The sequence below is a fragment of the Leptotrichia sp. oral taxon 417 genome (genome assembly GCF_013394865.1).
GTDB classification, from domain to species: Bacteria; Fusobacteriota; Fusobacteriia; order Fusobacteriales; family Leptotrichiaceae; genus Leptotrichia; species Leptotrichia wadei_A.
Map to the genome: position 1 here is coordinate 1,731,175 of NZ_JABXYV010000001.1, position 16,424 is coordinate 1,747,598.

General features: G+C 30.8%; 14 protein-coding genes and 1 tRNA gene. 3 read left to right on the forward strand and 12 right to left on the reverse strand.

The genetic code is table 11. From position 1 onward, the window contains the following. The first annotated feature begins 10 nt into the window (after positions 1-10). Both HW276_RS07945 and HW276_RS07950 read left to right on the forward strand, forming a co-directional pair. Positions 11-154, forward strand: a complete 144-nt coding sequence (locus tag HW276_RS07945) for a hypothetical protein (protein WP_172617465.1) — start codon at positions 11-13, stop codon at positions 152-154. 162 nt (positions 155-316) lie between these two features. After that, positions 317-392, forward strand: a tRNA-Thr gene (locus tag HW276_RS07950). A 324-nt stretch (positions 393-716) separates the two neighbouring features. Here HW276_RS07950 and HW276_RS07955 read toward each other — a convergent pair. Next, complete coding sequence (locus tag HW276_RS07955; protein ID WP_147004054.1) at positions 717-1,727, reverse strand: YiiG family protein; 1,011 nt, start codon at positions 1,725-1,727, stop codon at positions 717-719. Between the two features lie 326 nt (positions 1,728-2,053). Between HW276_RS07955 and HW276_RS07960 the strand changes: the two genes are divergently transcribed. Then, the gene (locus tag HW276_RS07960) at positions 2,054-2,554 is read left to right on the forward strand and encodes a TlpA disulfide reductase family protein (RefSeq protein ID WP_147004055.1); all 501 of its coding nucleotides are present in this window, start codon (positions 2,054-2,056) and stop codon (positions 2,552-2,554) included. Between the two features lie 291 nt (positions 2,555-2,845). On the opposite strand, the gene HW276_RS07965 is transcribed toward HW276_RS07960, so the two are convergent. The 11 genes from HW276_RS07965 to HW276_RS08015 form a co-directional block, all read right to left on the reverse strand. Beyond that, a complete protein-coding gene (locus tag HW276_RS07965; protein WP_178938069.1) occupies positions 2,846-3,829 on the reverse strand; it encodes an SPFH domain-containing protein in 984 nt (327 codons plus the stop codon). Between the two features lie 29 nt (positions 3,830-3,858). Then, positions 3,859-4,548: a PspA/IM30 family protein gene (locus tag HW276_RS07970; RefSeq protein ID WP_178938070.1), complete on the reverse strand. Its 690-nt coding sequence runs from the start codon at positions 4,546-4,548 to the stop codon at positions 3,859-3,861. A 25-nt stretch (positions 4,549-4,573) separates the two neighbouring features. Next, entirely contained in the window at positions 4,574-5,626 is a 1,053-nt protein-coding gene (locus tag HW276_RS07975; protein WP_178938071.1) for a hypothetical protein, read from the reverse strand. Positions 5,627-5,787: 161 nt separating this feature from the next. Next, positions 5,788-6,810: a tRNA preQ1(34) S-adenosylmethionine ribosyltransferase-isomerase QueA gene (gene queA, locus HW276_RS07980; protein WP_178938072.1), complete on the reverse strand. Its 1,023-nt coding sequence runs from the start codon at positions 6,808-6,810 to the stop codon at positions 5,788-5,790. A gap of 100 nt (positions 6,811-6,910) precedes the next feature. Further along, on the reverse strand, positions 6,911-7,984 hold the full coding sequence (locus tag HW276_RS07985; protein ID WP_178938073.1) for a hypothetical protein: 1,074 nt from the start codon (positions 7,982-7,984) through the stop codon (positions 6,911-6,913). 73 nt (positions 7,985-8,057) lie between these two features. Next, positions 8,058-9,197, reverse strand: a complete 1,140-nt coding sequence (prmC, locus tag HW276_RS07990; protein WP_178938074.1) for a peptide chain release factor N(5)-glutamine methyltransferase — start codon at positions 9,195-9,197, stop codon at positions 8,058-8,060. Further along, positions 9,190-10,272, reverse strand: coding sequence for a peptide chain release factor 1 (prfA, locus tag HW276_RS07995; RefSeq protein WP_178938075.1), 1,083 nt, complete (start codon positions 10,270-10,272; stop codon positions 9,190-9,192). Before prfA ends, prmC begins: the two co-directional genes overlap by 8 nt. A 176-nt stretch (positions 10,273-10,448) precedes the next feature. Further along, entirely contained in the window at positions 10,449-11,279 is an 831-nt protein-coding gene (locus HW276_RS08000; protein ID WP_178938076.1) for a diacylglycerol kinase, read from the reverse strand. Positions 11,280-11,315: 36 nt separating this feature from the next. Next, positions 11,316-11,792: an rRNA maturation RNase YbeY gene (gene ybeY, locus HW276_RS08005; RefSeq protein ID WP_178938077.1), complete on the reverse strand. Its 477-nt coding sequence runs from the start codon at positions 11,790-11,792 to the stop codon at positions 11,316-11,318. A gap of 28 nt (positions 11,793-11,820) precedes the next feature. After that, entirely contained in the window at positions 11,821-13,884 is a 2,064-nt protein-coding gene (locus HW276_RS08010) for an HD family phosphohydrolase (protein WP_178938078.1), read from the reverse strand. A 62-nt stretch (positions 13,885-13,946) separates the two neighbouring features. Beyond that, positions 13,947-16,415, reverse strand: coding sequence for an ATP-dependent DNA helicase (locus HW276_RS08015; RefSeq protein ID WP_178938079.1), 2,469 nt, complete (start codon positions 16,413-16,415; stop codon positions 13,947-13,949). Between the last annotated feature and the right edge of the window lie 9 nt (positions 16,416-16,424).

The following is a 16,424-nucleotide window of genomic DNA, read 5'->3' on the forward strand; positions in this document are numbered from 1 at the left end:
TGGAGGGAATATGATAGGGAAAATAAGAAATTTTGATAAAAAAAAATATGAAATTTTATCAACTTCAAGAATAAAAATGTATGATGATGAAGAAAAGATGCAGATAAAAAAGACAGATAAAAATATTTTAGAGAGTATCCATAATTTTGTGTAAACTAATAGATAAATCCAGTAAATCTAATACTTTACTGTTCTATTTACACAAAAATTTTTATGCACCCATATTTTGGCTGTCCCTATATTTTTTACTCTGTCCTTTTCTAAATTTTTACTTGACATTAGGTAAAAAATTCGGTATAATACTTTTGTTAGTTTTGCCGCTTTAGCTCATCTGGTAGAGCAACTGACTTGTAATCAGTAGGTGGTTGGTTCGAGTCCGACAAGCGGCACCACTTTAAAAATATCACTCATATTATGAATTTTGAACTATTTTATTAAAATAAAATAGTTTTTTTATTTACTTTAAAAATTTTTAAATTTCACATTATACTCAAATCTACTTAATTTAAAAGTATACTATTAAAGATCATATAAATTCAGGATTTGAGTAAAATAGTCATAATTTTTGAGTTCCGTTTTAAAGTAGTTTTACTATAGTAAAAATTATCTTAACTCCTCTCTTATTTCCTCCTTTATCTTTTATTTTTTCAAAAAAAAAGAAAAATCTGATAAATTCAAATCTTTCTTTTCTAAATTAATTTTAAATACTACTCGTATTATTTTTTGGTTTTCTTAGCCAATAATTTATTATGTTCCTTTATTACTTCATTAAAGTTTGCAAGTACATTTTCAGGTGTTCCATCTTCTGTCTGTGCAAAGAAACTGTCACTTACTGAAGAATGTGAGGCTTTTTCCTTTTTCTCTATTCTTTGAATAAATACATTTACAGATTGATTAAATTTATTAGCCTTTTGAACAAATTCGCTGTGATCTCCAGGCATATATCCTTCTTTTTCAAGCTGTTTTGTATTTTTTAAGGATTTTTCAAATTTTATAAGGGCCTTATCCATTTTTTCTTCCATCTTCTTAAATTGTTTAGCATTTCCCTTTGAAATAAAGTCGCTTGCATCTAATTCCTGCTTATGTATTTCCTTTATAATTTTTTCACCTTCAGTAATAAACATAAATTGATTATATGTAATAAACTGTTTTCGTTTATCATAATCCTTTATCATCAATTTTTTTATTTCATCAGATTTCTTTTCAAACACGTTTTTATAACTTTTAGTAACTTGGTTATATTTATCCAAAGTTGCAAGTAATTGCGTATGCAAAACCTGTGCCTTTTCATAATTATCTTTTAAGTATTCTTTATTTTTATAATATGTTCTCATTTCATCTGTAATTGGCATCATTTTTTCAAGTATCGGAATCATCGCAATCGCCTTTTTATCCATTTCATCTTTTCTTTCCTTGCTAGTTTCCAATTCCTTCAACTTATCAATAAAATCCTTATCAATTGCAATATCCGCTGTAATATCCTCATTTTGAATAGTTCTAAACTTCTTATCTGTTCCAGCATCTTCAAAATAATATAAAAGCCCCTTGTCAATATTAAGTATTCTATTATAAAAACGTATGTGCTTACTATATTTATCTTTATTTCTGTCCAATATCTCCTGCTCTTTGGAAATTCCGCTCAACGATTTCTTTTCTACCTTTCCCGACATCATTGATAAAATCACTATTCCTAGCATAACTAGCACTATTATCCCTATTTTTTTCATATAATTGTTTTCACTCCTCCTTCTAATTTATAACAAATTTATTTTAAAACCCAATCTAAAGAGTTATAATCATTCCATCAATTTCTAGTATTCAACATAATTTCCAGGCAATTTTTCATCTAAATTTCTTTGAGTTTTATTTTAAATCCATTTTACTTCCTTAGTACAATTATAATAATTTTTATACATAATGTCAAACAAAAAAATATATTTTTGAAAAATTTTAAAATATGTGCTATACTAAATTCAACAATTAAAGATGTTAAATATTTATTATTTAATTATTCTGAAATTTAACATTAAATAAAAAAGGAGAATGATTCAAGATGAAAAAAGTACTGCTTATTATCTCAATGTTTATGGTATTTATGATTGGGTATGGAAAGGGAAAGGCACTTGATGTGAATATGGAAACTGGAGCTAAAATTCCTAGTTTTCAGTTAAGGGACTTCAGCGGAAAATACACAAATAGCAGAAAAATATTTAATAACGGAAAGCCTACATTATTAGTTTTAGCAGCAGAATGGTGTCCATATTGCCGTTCAGAATTGCCTGATGTTCAAAAATTTTATGAAGAAAATAAGGATAATGTAAACGTAGTAGTTGTATTTACAAGAAGAAAAACAAATTTATCAGAAACTAAAAAATATGCAGAAGAAAGCAAATTTACTTTCCCAGTTTACTACGATGCCGATGATTCAATAATGAAGGGATTCAAAGTAAACAGTATTCCATACAATATAAAAATTGAAAATTCAAAAATTCAAGAAATTTTAGGTGGAACTATGCAATATGATGCTATAAAATCAGCATTTGGCATTGAGTAAATTTGTTATTAAGTTTTAGTAAATTTATGAGGATTTAAAGTTTTGTGCTTTAAGTCCTTTTTTTATACTATTTTCCATTAAAATAACAGATTTATTATAGCCAAAACTATTTAGAATTATGTAAATTTAAGAGTTGAGTAAAATAGTCATAGTTTTTGAGTTTAGTTTTAAAGCAGTTTTACTATATAATACAAGGGGTCAAAAGACCCCTTGCCAAAAAAATAGACTATGATTTCTCCCTTTCAAAAGGGATTTAGTACATAAATTTAATACTGATTCTAATTCATAAAATTAATATAATTTTGTTCCACATTCTGGACAAAATTTGCTTCCATTTGTCTTTGTTCCACATTCTGGACAGAATTTTGGAGCGGCAGTATTTCCTGCAGGATGATTATTTTCTGATGGCTGCTGATTATTATTGGGAGTTTGTTGCTGATTCATCTGATTTGCCATCTGCTGTCCCATCATCATTCCCATTTGCATTCCTGCAACATTTCCAGCCATATTTCCTGCACCTCCTCCGTTTTCCATAGAATCAGCCATTGCCATTTGAGTGTATTTATTTACATCGCTGACCATACTTTGTCCTGCTGCCTTTTCCTGCATACGTTTTATTTCTTCTGGATAATTGAAACTTGAAATAGTGAAACTTGGAATGCAAAGTCCGATTTTTCTCATTTCAAAATCCATATCTTCTTTAATTCCGTTTCCAATTTCATAAGAATTTGCCTGAAGATTGAACATATCCTTTCCTTCTCTAACTATCCATTTCATAAGAAGCTGATCCAGCATTGAGATTACTCTTTCTTTTACATCATCAATATTATACTGCTGCTTAATTCCAGCAATTTTATCAATAAATACATTGTAGTTATCAACTTTACAGGCCATTACGCCAAAGGCTCTTATTGGCATTCCTCCTGGAAGCCCTGGCGCCGGAATATTAATGGCATTTTTAGTTCCCCATTTTACAGCAACTTCCTTTGTATTGATAAAAAGCACTTCGGCTCTCATTCCTGAATTAAACCCAAATTTAAATCCTTTTAATGTTGACAAGAAAGGAACTATTTGTGAAGCGACATCGTAACTTCCTTCATCTTCAAAAACACCTTCTATTTTTCCATTAGAAAGAAAAATTGCATCTTGTCCAGGTCTTATAATCAATTTTGACCCTTTTTTTATTTCTTTGTTTGACCATTTCCAGAAAAGAGTTTCATCATTATACTGCTCCCATTCTATAACGTTAGCAAGCTGATTTCCAAATAATCCCATTATAAATTTCTCCTTTCAATTTTTATTTTTTATATCCCCATTTCCTTTTTTAATCTTTCAAGCTCATCATCAACCGCAGATGAATTTTCCTTAGATTCCGCATCATCATATTTTTTCATAAGGTCATCTACTTCATCTCTTTTTGGAGAATTAAGTTCTATACTTGCATTTGCTTCATCTAACATTCTGTTAGCCTTTTCTTCAACAGAATTAAAGGCATCCATTTTTCCGCTTATGCCAGTAGAAGATGATAATTTACTAATTTTTTGAGCAGATTTTGCCATTTTGATTTTTGCCTTTATTTCATTTCTTCTGGCATTAAGTTTTTGTATATCTGATGTAAGTTTATCGTGCATTTCTCTCATTTTTAAAGAGTTTTCAACTGCAACCATTTTTTCCTTTTCAAGCGACTCCAATTTTATTTTAATAGATTCCTTTTTTTCCAAAAACATTCTTGCATCAGCTTCATTTCCAGCTTGAAGAGCCTTTTTCGCATAACTTTCCATTTTTTTAATTTCATCTTCACATTCCAAAACTTTTCTCTTTGCTGCGCTTTCCTGTGCCATTACAGCAACTGTTTCAGCCTTTACACTCCCAAGATCTTTTTCCATATCCCTTAAATACTGATCTATCATTTTTTCAGGATCTTCCATTTTATCCAGCACCGCATTAATATTTGATGCCATTATTGTTTTAAATCTTTCTAAAATACCAGCCATTTCAAATTCCTCCAATATATTTTTTTTATTTATTCATATAGTAAAATAATAATCCCAATGCTATTACAGCCAATATAACTGCAATGGCTATCTTCACAGCCGATTTTGGATATTCACCAACTATTTTCCCGTTTTCCCCATTTATAACAATTTGATAGGATTTTCCATTAAATGAATAAGACATTGAATATACAGGTAATAGTAAAAGCCTGTAATATTCATCGCTCCAATAGATGGAATATCTTATATCTCGTACTCTATCGTATCTTCTTAGCACATCTGAAGAAATTGTATTGTAAATTTCATCTTCCATTTTTACTTTAGCCTCTTCATAGCCTTGCCTCATGGGAACTTTAAAAATCTCAGAGTTGTACCCTGACAAATATCTTGAATCAAAATTTATCGTATCTTCCACATTAAATCCTCCAAGACTTTTTAAAAGCCTGTCATTTAGCGTTCTGGAAGCTCTCATTATAGCATTTCTGAATTTGTTCCCAACTTCTCCACTTACATAATACCAGTCTGTGACTATTCTTGTCCTAGTCTTTCCATCCTCTTCGTAAGTTTCTGTCCTGTCAATCCCTCCCTGAGCAGTATATTCAGTATCTGCACTATTATCAAAAGACCAGTATGGGAGATATATTCCAGTTACTTTTCCACTTTGGTACAAATTTTTTAAAACATTTGGAGCAAACCATCTTCTTTTTAGCCAATTTGAAAAAAGATTTCCAATTTCCCTTTTATCCACAAGAAAAGGTCTTATTCCATCAGGTTCTAATACAGATACCGCCTTTTCACTTAATACAATATTTGTATCACAATAGGGACACTTTTTTGAAGTTTCAAGTGGCTCCATCTCGACCATAGCACCGCAGGAACTACATTGAACAATAGTTTTTTCTTCAGTTATTTTATTTTTTATCCTTTTTTCATAATCATTTATATCGTGTCTTTTATGCGTAAAAACTTTTGGCAATTCCTCTTCTGTTTCACAATTCTCACATTTCAGATTCCCAGATTTCGGATCGAACCGCATCATTCCACCACAATTTTTACATCTAAAATCATCACTTTTCATTAAAATACTCCTTGACAAAAGGTTTTTAACCTCAAGTTAAATAAAATTTAATAGATATGTTCGATAACCTAAGTTTTTTTTATCTATACAAGGGATCAAGACTCCTTGCTTCAAGATATTTATTTTATTAAATTCTGAATTTGTGTAATTATTGAACAAGTCTAATAAATAAACATAGAATCTCCAAAGCTATAAAATCTATATTTCTCTTCAATAGCCTTTTTATAGGCTTCAAAAATAAACTCTTTTCCGCCAAATGCTGAAATCAGCATAATTAACGTAGATTTTGGCAAATGGAAATTCGTAATTATCGCATCAGCAATTTTAAATTTATATTCTCCATAAATAAAAATATTTGTATTGCCTTCAGCTGCCATAAGTTTTCCGCTTTCATCAACAGCCGATTCCAATGTTCTTACCGATGTTGTTCCTACTGCAATTACACGGTTGCCCTTCTCCTTAGCCTCATTGATAATTTTAGCCGTTTCTTCAGGTACTCGATATTTTTCACTGTGCATCTTATGATCCATTATATTTTCTACTTTTACAGGCCTAAACGTTCCAAGTCCCACATCCAAAAATACTTCTGCAATGATAACTCCCTTTTCACGAATTTTTTCTAAAAGTTCATTTGTAAAATGAAGTCCTGCAGTTGGAGCAGCGACAGATTCCCCTTCCTTTGCATATACAGTCTGATATCGGTTCTTATCCTCCAATTTCTCCATAATATATGGCGGAAGCGGCATTTCCCCCAACTTATCCAATATTTCCTCAAATCTTCCTTCAAAATTAAATTTTACAACTCTATTCCCATCTTCCTTAATTTCCAAAAGTTCCGCCTCCAGAACCCCTTCTAAAAATATGATTTTCTGCCCAATTTTCAACTTTTTAGCAGGCTTTAACAAAACTTCCCACGTATACAAATCATATCTTTTTAAAAGAAAACATTCAAGTACAACTCCATTTTCCTTATGCCCAAACAATCTTGCAGGAATAACTTTTGTACGATTAATTACAAGAACATCATCTTTTTTTAAATAATCTATTATATTATAAAATTTTTTATGTTCCAATGTTTTTTCTGTTTTATTTAATACTAGCAATCTTGAATGATCTCTTGGATTAACTGCATGCTGTGCTATCAGCTCTTCTGGCAATTCAAAATCAAAATCTGAAATTTTCATTTAACTTATTTTTCTCACTTTCTCTTATTTTAAAGGAAACAGGGAATTTAATAATTCCCTGCCAATTTCCACAATTTTTATTTATTTTTAAATATATCTATTAATATGCACTTCCAATTTCAAATGTTTTATAAGTGTCTACTCTATTATACCATCCTTGCAGCCATCTGCTTTCATTTCTTGGAGCATTTTTTACACGTCTTGCCAATATATCTTTAGCAGAATTACTAAATTCTACCAATGCACTTTGTCCAGTCGCTGTTCCCTTCATATTTTCAAGTACTTGCCTCAATCCCCAAGCAACATTGTTATACGATGAAACACCTTTCAATCCTTCACCTTTAAAGTTTACATAGTCAATTAACGCATATAGCCCATTGGGAGTGTTTACCATTCTATCAAATTGATTTTTTAAATTCTCCTTATTTGAAGAAGCCTGTATCATTTTATCAAGCGAACTTTTTAACCTGTCATAAATAAACATTACCTGAATATCTCTTGTATTGTCAAAAAACGCAATTAATTCTTGAATATCCTTATCCCCGTTAGCCTTTTTAGCCATTAACTCTGATTTGCTGTTCCAAGGGGAATGTTTAAATTCTGCAAGCAATTTTGGCAATGCAATACCTTTTTCCTTATAATAGGCAATCATATCAGGCAAACTGTCTCCAAATCCACTTCTTCCACCGCTAGCCTTAAACCACGTGAAATGTCCAATTCCAAGTGACGGAAAATTTTCTCCATCGTTCCAGTCAACTAGATTATTTCTAACTCCACCAGTTTCATTCTGGAAAATTTTCTCCGCTACAGCAAGTAATTGTTCTCTTGATAATTTCATATCAGGCGTTCCTTGCTGAGTTTTTCTGTTTGCTGTGTAGGTATTTTCATTTGGACGTTCGTAACTTCCACTATCACGCATATTTTTTAAACTTGTATTTACATTTAAATCTATGCTTTTATTATTATATTGATTTTTAATTAATTTTTCCAATTGAGAATTATTAGTTTTAGTTGAAGCTACCGATACAAGTTCTTTTTTAGGCGTATTTACGCTTTCAATGTTCCCTTTTAACGACACCTCCTTAATATTTTCATTTCCAAATAATGCTATTGAGCATGTTATACCCAATAATAATATTCCTGTTCTTTTAAAAAATTTCCTATCACTAATCATTAACTCATCTCCATTCTTTTTTTTATTAAATAATTTTTATATTTTTAAATAGTAAAAATCATTTAATGCTTAACTAATTTTCAATTTTATTTATAATTTTCTGTCCTATAACAACTCTATCCAATCCCGCTAAATCCTTCACAACTTCAATATTTTTAAAACCTGAACTTGCCATAATTTTAGCAACATTTTTTCCCTGCTTATAGCCAATCTCAAATAACAAATACCCAAAATCAGCCAAATAATCAGATGCCTTCTGACAAATTTCATAATAAAAATATAATCCGTCATTTTCTGCAAAAAGTGCTTCGCTTGGCTCATGTAATAAAGTGTCATCTGACATAATACCAACTTCATTAAGGGAAATATACGGCGGATTTGACACTATCATATCAAACTCCCTAAATTCCACATTTTCAAATAAATCAGATTTTAAAAATTTTATATTTGAAACCTTTAAAATCTCTTTATTTTTTTGAGCAGTTTCAAGCGCCTTGTCTGAAATATCCACACCTAGCACATAAGAACTTTCTATTTCCAATGCGGCTGTAATCCCTATTATACCACTTCCAACACCAATATCAAGTATTTTTAGATGAATTTCATTTTTTAAAACCTTATCTTTCAAAGTATCAATCATTTTTTCAACCAAAATTTCCGTATCTTGCCGTGGAATTAAAACCCCTTTGTCAACGTAAAACTTTCTTCCATAAAATTCCTGCTCATTTAGCAAATATTGAACTGGAAATTTTTCACGTCCAATTTTTTGAATAAAATATCTGATTTTTTCGATTTCCTCATCTTCAACATCATCCCTGTACTTTGTAAAAAGCATCATTCTATCAATATTCAAAACGTGTGAAAATACAATTTCTGCAATTAATTTCCCCTCTTGAATATCGTTTTTTTCAAGATATTGAACACTTTTATCAAGCAGCAATTTCAATTGTTTTTCAGACTTTACTGTATTTTCAAAATCATTATTATCAGATTTTTTTTTCTCTTTTGATTTATTTACAATTTCATTCAGTTTTTCCCGAATTTTTTTTAATTCATTTTCTGATAATACTCGCTCAAATTCAGCATACAGCATAATTCTTTCCATTTTCATTATTTCAGCAATTATGCTTTCTGCCGTTAGCCGAGCATTTTTTATATTTTTTTTTTCCAAATAATTAACCGATTTATTTAAAATATCCAGCAAATTATTCATTGTTACTTCCAACCTCTTTCAATAATTCAGCTTGTTCATAAGCTATCAAGGCATCTATCATCTCATCCAGATCCCCATCCAAAATTCCTTCAAGCCTATGAAGCGTCAATTTAATTCTGTGATCTGTAACTCTTCCTTGCGGGAAATTATAAGTTCTGATTTTTTCAGATCTGTCTCCACTTCCAACTTGCGAACGTCTTTCATTTTCAACTGCACTTCTTTGTTTTTCACATTCCATTTCATACAATTTAGAAACTAGCACTTTCATTGCAGCTTCCTTATTTTTTATTTGTGAACGTCCATCTTGCGAAGTGACCACAAGTCCAGTTGGCAAATGGGTAATTCTTACAGCAGAATCAGTCGTATTTACGTGCTGTCCACCTGCACCGCTCGATCTGTACGTATCAATTTTCAAATCACTTGGATTAATTTCAACTTCACTTACATCATCTATTTCAGGCAATACTGCAACTGTAATTGTAGATGTATGAACTCTTCCTGAAGATTCAGTAGCTGGAACTCTTTGCACACGGTGAACTCCACTTTCAAATTTTAATCTTGAATAAGCTCCGTGTCCTTTAATCAAAAATGTTACTTCTTTTAATCCACCAACACCGATTTCATTTTTTTCAATGATTTCAGTTTTCCAACGGTTTCTTTCTGCATATCTTGTAAACATTCTGAAAATATCAGCTGCAAATAATGCCGCTTCATCTCCACCCGCACCAGCACGGATTTCCATGATAACATTTTTGTCATCGTTGGGATCCTTTGGAAGTAAAAGAACTTTTAATTCTTCTTCAAGATGTGGAATTTCTTCTTCAATCAGATGAATTTCTTCATGCATCATTTCCTTCATTTCCGCATCTTTTTCAATTTTCAAGTCTTCCTTCAGACCTTCTAATTCCTCTTTACGGCTTTTGTAATATGTATATTTTTTAACAACTTCATCAATACTGTTCAAAGCCTTATTATACTCCATAATTTTCTTTGGATCTGACACAACTTCAGGATCCATAAGCTTTTCTGTAAGTTCCTTATGCTTTAAAACAACATCGTCTAATTTTTGAAACATAATTAATTTTCCAACTCCTAAATTCTTTATTTTATTTAAATAATTTATAATCCAAACTATTTCTGAACTTTTTATATTAATTTTTTTAATTACCTAAAATAAATTTTCTAATCAACTCTTTTTAGATAACTTTTAACGTTAAGTATTATAGCACATTTTTTTATCTTTTTCAATTTTTAATTATATAAAATTCCAAATTGCATCATTATAAATAATATGACAAATGCAACTGAAAATCCAAGCAGTCCACCCGCCAGAACTTCCCTTATACTATGAATTCCAGACTTAACTCTGCTTTGAGCAACTAATGCGGCCATAAAGAATCCCAAAACCAGTATTCTCACATCTGAAGTCATAAATACAAGTATTCCAAAAGCAGCAAAAGCTATCGCGCTATGTCCACTAGGCATACCTCCTTCAAGTGGAGTGCCTTTCCTAAAAAATGTTTTCAGAACAATTACTAAAATTGAAACTAAAATCAATATCAAAATTGAAATATTACCTTTTCTTCCAGCAATAACATGCAATTTATTCGCACCATCAAAAATATCCAGCAATTTATCATAAAATAGCAAATATCCCACGCAAAGCGCATTAATCGCAGCAACCAGAACCGCTCCAGCCGCTACATCCTTAGCCAATTTTGCAAGTGGATGACGCTCAGGAGAAACCAAGTCAACAATTGCTTCAACTGCAGTATTTACAAGTTCTGTAATTACTACAAATGAAACCGACAAGGAAATTATTAAAATTTCCACTTTGCTCGCATTTATAACAATCGCCAAAATCACAATAATAATTGCCGCAAGTATATGAACTTTCATATGCTTTTCATTCTTCAATGCCGAAATTAGCCCTTCTATCGCAAAGTTAAAGCTATCAACAAGCCTTTTATCCCTTGCCCTTTCTTTTTTTATATCCCAATTATATCTATTCTTTTTATGGAACAATGAAAATATCGATCTTTTCTTTTTTTTATCACTATTTTCATTTTTATTTTTTCCCATTAGAATTTCCACTCCTTCCTAAATTTTTACAAAAATTTATCGAATATAGTTAAACTTGCTCAAAATTTCTTCTTCCCGCCTTCTCATAACAGCCTTATCTTCTTCCTCAATATGATCATATCCCAGCAAATGCAACATTCCGTGACATAAAACATAGTAAAATTCGCGTTCATCAGAATGTCCATATTCACTAGACTGCTCTCTCACACGATCAATTGAAATTACGATGTCACCTAACATATTGACCGCCCCAATATTCTCTGTTTCATTATAGGCAAAAGAAATTACATCCGTTGGGGCATCTTTTTGGCGATATTCACGATTTATTTCCTGGATTTCATCATTTGTCGTAATCAATAGCGAAAGATAGTATTCACTTTTGTCAAAATCTTTCTTGTATTCATCCTTTAAAATATAGCTTACAAATTCATTTATCTTTTCTTCATCAAAGAAACTGTCAATTTTTTCAATGTTATAGGTTATATCTATTTCTAATTTTTTTTCTTTTTCCATTCTTTATATTTTCTCCATTTTCATAATTTTATTTTTTCTCAATTTTTTTCATTTTTTCATCCATTTTTGGATATTTTATTCTTTCATGATAAACACCTTGCAACGTATTTATAAAGGATTGAATAACTTTTTCCAATTCTCCCAAAGTTAAATCAGAATCGCTTAATTGCTTGTCTTCGATTTTTGATTTTACTAAATATCGGATAAAATTCTCAATTCCTTCCTTACTTTTATTTTCAAGCGTTCTCGTAGCCGCTTCCACCGTATCCGCCAAAAGTATTATCCCTGATTCCTTTGTCTTTGGTTTAGGCCCACTATATCTAAAGTTGCTTTCCACAACTTTTTCTCCATTTTCCAGAGCCTTATAGTAAAAATATTGAGTCAAAGTTGTTCCATGATGCTGTAAAATCACATCCAATATTTCCTTTGGCAATTTATTTTCTTTACCCATTATATATCCGTCTTTCGTGTGTGAAGTCAATATCAACGCACTTAACGATGGCTTTATCTTATTATGCGGATTAATTCCATCCCGCTGATTTTCCACAAAAAATTCTGGACGCTTCATTTTTCCAATATCGTGATAATACGAAGCAATTCTCGCAAAAGTCGCATTTGCTCCTATACTTTCAGCCGCTCCTTCAGCCAGCGCTCCAACCATTATACTATGATGAAAAGTCCCTGGCGCTTTTATAAGCAGCTGTTTAAGCAATGTATGTGAAAAATCACTTAATTCCAGCAATTTCATCGTTGTCAAAATATCAAAGTAATCTTCAAAATATGGCAATACCGCAAGCGACATCATTCCAGTAAGAATCCCGGAAAATACTGAAAACACTATCATCAGCATAATTAAGCCAAAATTTGACTGATTTACCAATCCGTAGCTAAATGACAGCAATGCCTGAAATATTCCCAAAAAGAAGCTCAATTTAATAATATCGCTTCTTCCAACAAGGTCATCCGCTTTGTAAACAGCAACAAGCGAAACCGCTATTGTGACAAAAAACCACGATTCCTCCTGAGATAGCATAACCATATTAGAAAACGTCATAATAATCGCATAAGTTTTATTTCCTATAATTGTCGAAATAATCGGAAGCATTGCAAAAGGAAGCAAGTAAATAAGAAACTGATTATTTGAAAATAAAACATAAAATATATTTACAACTATTATTGTAAGCAATGTCGGATAAAATGCATTTGACTCCACAACTTTTCTTACATTTTTTTTAAGAAGAAAATATATTAAAATTAAAAGCAATGAAAATGTTGTTATTAGTCCAACTGCCTTTTTAAATTTATCCCCATTTCTTACCAAATTCAGTTTTTCCAATTTTAAAAATGCATCTGAATCAATTATTTCACCTTTTTTTACAATAATATCCCCTTTATAAATCTTAATTTCCTTATCTCTCAATGACATCATATTATCTGCAATTTTCTTTTTTGTTGCTTCCTCATTTATGACTAGATTTGGCTTTATAAAATTTTGAAGAACTTTCATATCTAAATTATCAGCCTTTATATTCTTTCTTCTGATAATTTTTGGCAAATTCTCCATTTTATAAATTCCTGTGCTGTAAATTTCAGACATAGTTTCATTTAGATTTACAGAATATTCCACATTTTCTGTTCTTTCCACTATTTCTCTAATATCAGCATTTGTAAATGTATATTTGTTATCTTTTATATACTTTGCAATTGTCGCATCATCAGACAAGTTCATATTCCGTATATCCCGCAAAAATTTATTAAGAGCAATCACCGTTTCCCTGTTTACATCCTTTATTTTATCATATTCAGGCTGTGTTGTTCTCATTATTTTTTCCTCAATGCTGTCATCTAAAATATCTACAAAATACGACATATTTTTATATGCCACAATATCAGATTTTGCAATACTTCCAACATTGTAGTTTACATTCAGTCTTGACATTTCTATAATTATTCCAAATATCATAAATGTTATTGCCAAAATAACGAACCTGAACATAAATCTATTTTTGATATAAGATTGGGATTCATCATTTTTTTTGTTTCTTTCTTTAACTTCAAAAAGAAATTCCCGCCCTAATATATTTACTCTCATTTTCCCTATCCTTTCCTAAAATTTATAATCCTCCCTTTTTATTTTTATCATATTCAAAATTTTTACTTCATTCTCTCTAAAATCTCATTTTTACTTCCAACTATTTTATTCCTTGGAAGAGCAGCCAAAAATTTCTTCCCATACATTTTTTTTATTACTCTATTATCAAGAATAATTATATTTCCGCTATCTGACTTGCTTCTAATAAGCCTTCCAACTCCCTGCTTAAATTTAATCACAGCCTGCGGGACTTGATAATCATTAAACGGATTTTGTCCATTCCTTTTTATATTTTCAATAATCGCCTCTGTCACAGGATCGTTCGGCACCTTAAACGGCAGTTTTGTAATAATTACCGATTTCAGCTGATCTCCCTGCACATCGACACCTTCCCAGAAACTGTCTGTCCCAAATAATACTGGGTTTTTAGAGTTTTTAAAAATTTCAATCATTTCATGCCGTGGAAAGTCATTTTGCCTTATAAGCGTATACTCCTTTTGCGAAAACCGTGTTTTTAGCCGGCTATACAAAAAATTCAAGGTACTATACGAAGTAAATAATAAAAAGCAATGTCCCTTCGTACTTTTTATCACTTCTTCAACAAATCCTTCCAAATCTCTCATAAATTCAGTATTCGTTGGATCAAGTGCATCTTCTGGAATATAGACCTTCATTTGCTTTTCATAGTCAAATGGCGATTTTACAATTTTTTCATCTATTTTTTTTGGATTTTCCTTCACAAGTCCAACACTTTTTTTATAATAGTCAAATTTATTGTCAACAGCAAGTGTCGCCGAAGTAAAAATCATTCTATCCAATTTATTAAACAAATTATCATTCAGTTCATCTGAAATATCAAATGGTGTCGCATACAATTTCACATTTGGACGTACTGTCGTAACATTTGCCCAGTAAACATAGCCTTCCTCTTTCCCTTCCAAAATAAACTCAAACTTTTTGTAATATTGTTTCAGCCTTTCATAATATCTTGAAAATTCAAATAAAAATCCATCTTTATCTTCAAGATTATAATTATTCACTTTATTCAGAAATTTATTAATTTTCATAACTAAATTTCCATAAATTTCCTTAAACTGGCTATTTAATTCCATAGTTTCACGAAATAATTTATTGCTTTGCATTTTTTCCTTATCAATTTTTGCTTTAATTTCCCTATTGTCATTATTTTCCGAAAAAAGAAAAGTCAACTTATCAAAAATATCAATTCCCTTATCATAAAATTTATTCAGCTCTTCAACAACATTTTCCTGCAATTCATCAACTTCCCTGTATTCTTCACTCGAAAGACTTTCATTCAAGTAAGTCAGAAGTTTTACAAGAGCCCCACCATTGCTTGATTTTACAACACGCTTATTATAAATATTTCCCATAAGCCGTCCAAAGGAAATTTTTGACGTTTCAAAAGTAAAATAATTTCTAGCAGTATCTTCAATATTGTGTGCCTCATCAAAAACTAAAATATCATAATTTGGCAAAATTGAATAATTTGTATAAAATCCCGTCTGATTTCTAATTGCCAAATCAGCAAAGAACATATGATGGTTCACAATAAGAAGTGTCGCATCTGAAATATTTTTTCTTGCATTAAAAAAATGACATTTTGAATAATATGGGCATTTTACGCCTTTACACATATCAGCTTCACTATTCACTTTTTCCCAAATACTGTTTGAAATCTCATATTTCAGCTCATTCCTGTCACCTGTCTTCGTAACCTTTTTATCCCATTCTATAAGATTTCTTATAATATTTTTTTCCTTTTTTTCATCTTCCGTATCCGTTTCCTTATCAACAACCTCCAAATTATAAAGTTTCCTTTTACAAAGATAATTTCCTCTTCCCTTCACAATCTGGTAATTAAAATCTTCATCAATAATTTTTTTCAAAAGTGGAATATCCTTATTAATAAGCTGTTCCTGCAAATTAATCGTATTTGTAGAAACAATTACTTTTAAATTATTTTCAACGGCATAAATCAATGTAGGTAAAAGATAAGCAATCGTTTTTCCAGTTCCAGTCCCAGCCTCCACTATCAGCTTTTTATTCTCATTCATACTTTTTTCAATAAACTTAGCCATCTCATACTGCTCCCGCCGTACTTCAAACTTTCCAAAATTTTTATGAATAATCCCATTTTCTCCAAAATAATCATCAATATCAATTTTTATAAATTCCCTTAAAGGCACAACCACACAAATATCATCCACATCATTATTTACAATATATGAAGCTCCGCCAACTTCTCCATACATACTAGAAATATTCACATCCTCATCAGATGGAATCAGCACTCCAGATGGATGATTATGTATTATAACCTCATTTTTTCTCATCATATTCAGCAACGCAGCAACAGAGCCAGCATTTCCCCTAGCAATAACCTCAACTTTAGAAACAACTCCATTCTTATCAGGAATTCCCCTAAAAAATATCTCATTCCCGCCATATCTCTTTATTTCTGACCGCATCCCGCTTGCCGCTTTTTCATTAATAAATTCAGAAATTTTCATTTTTCCTCC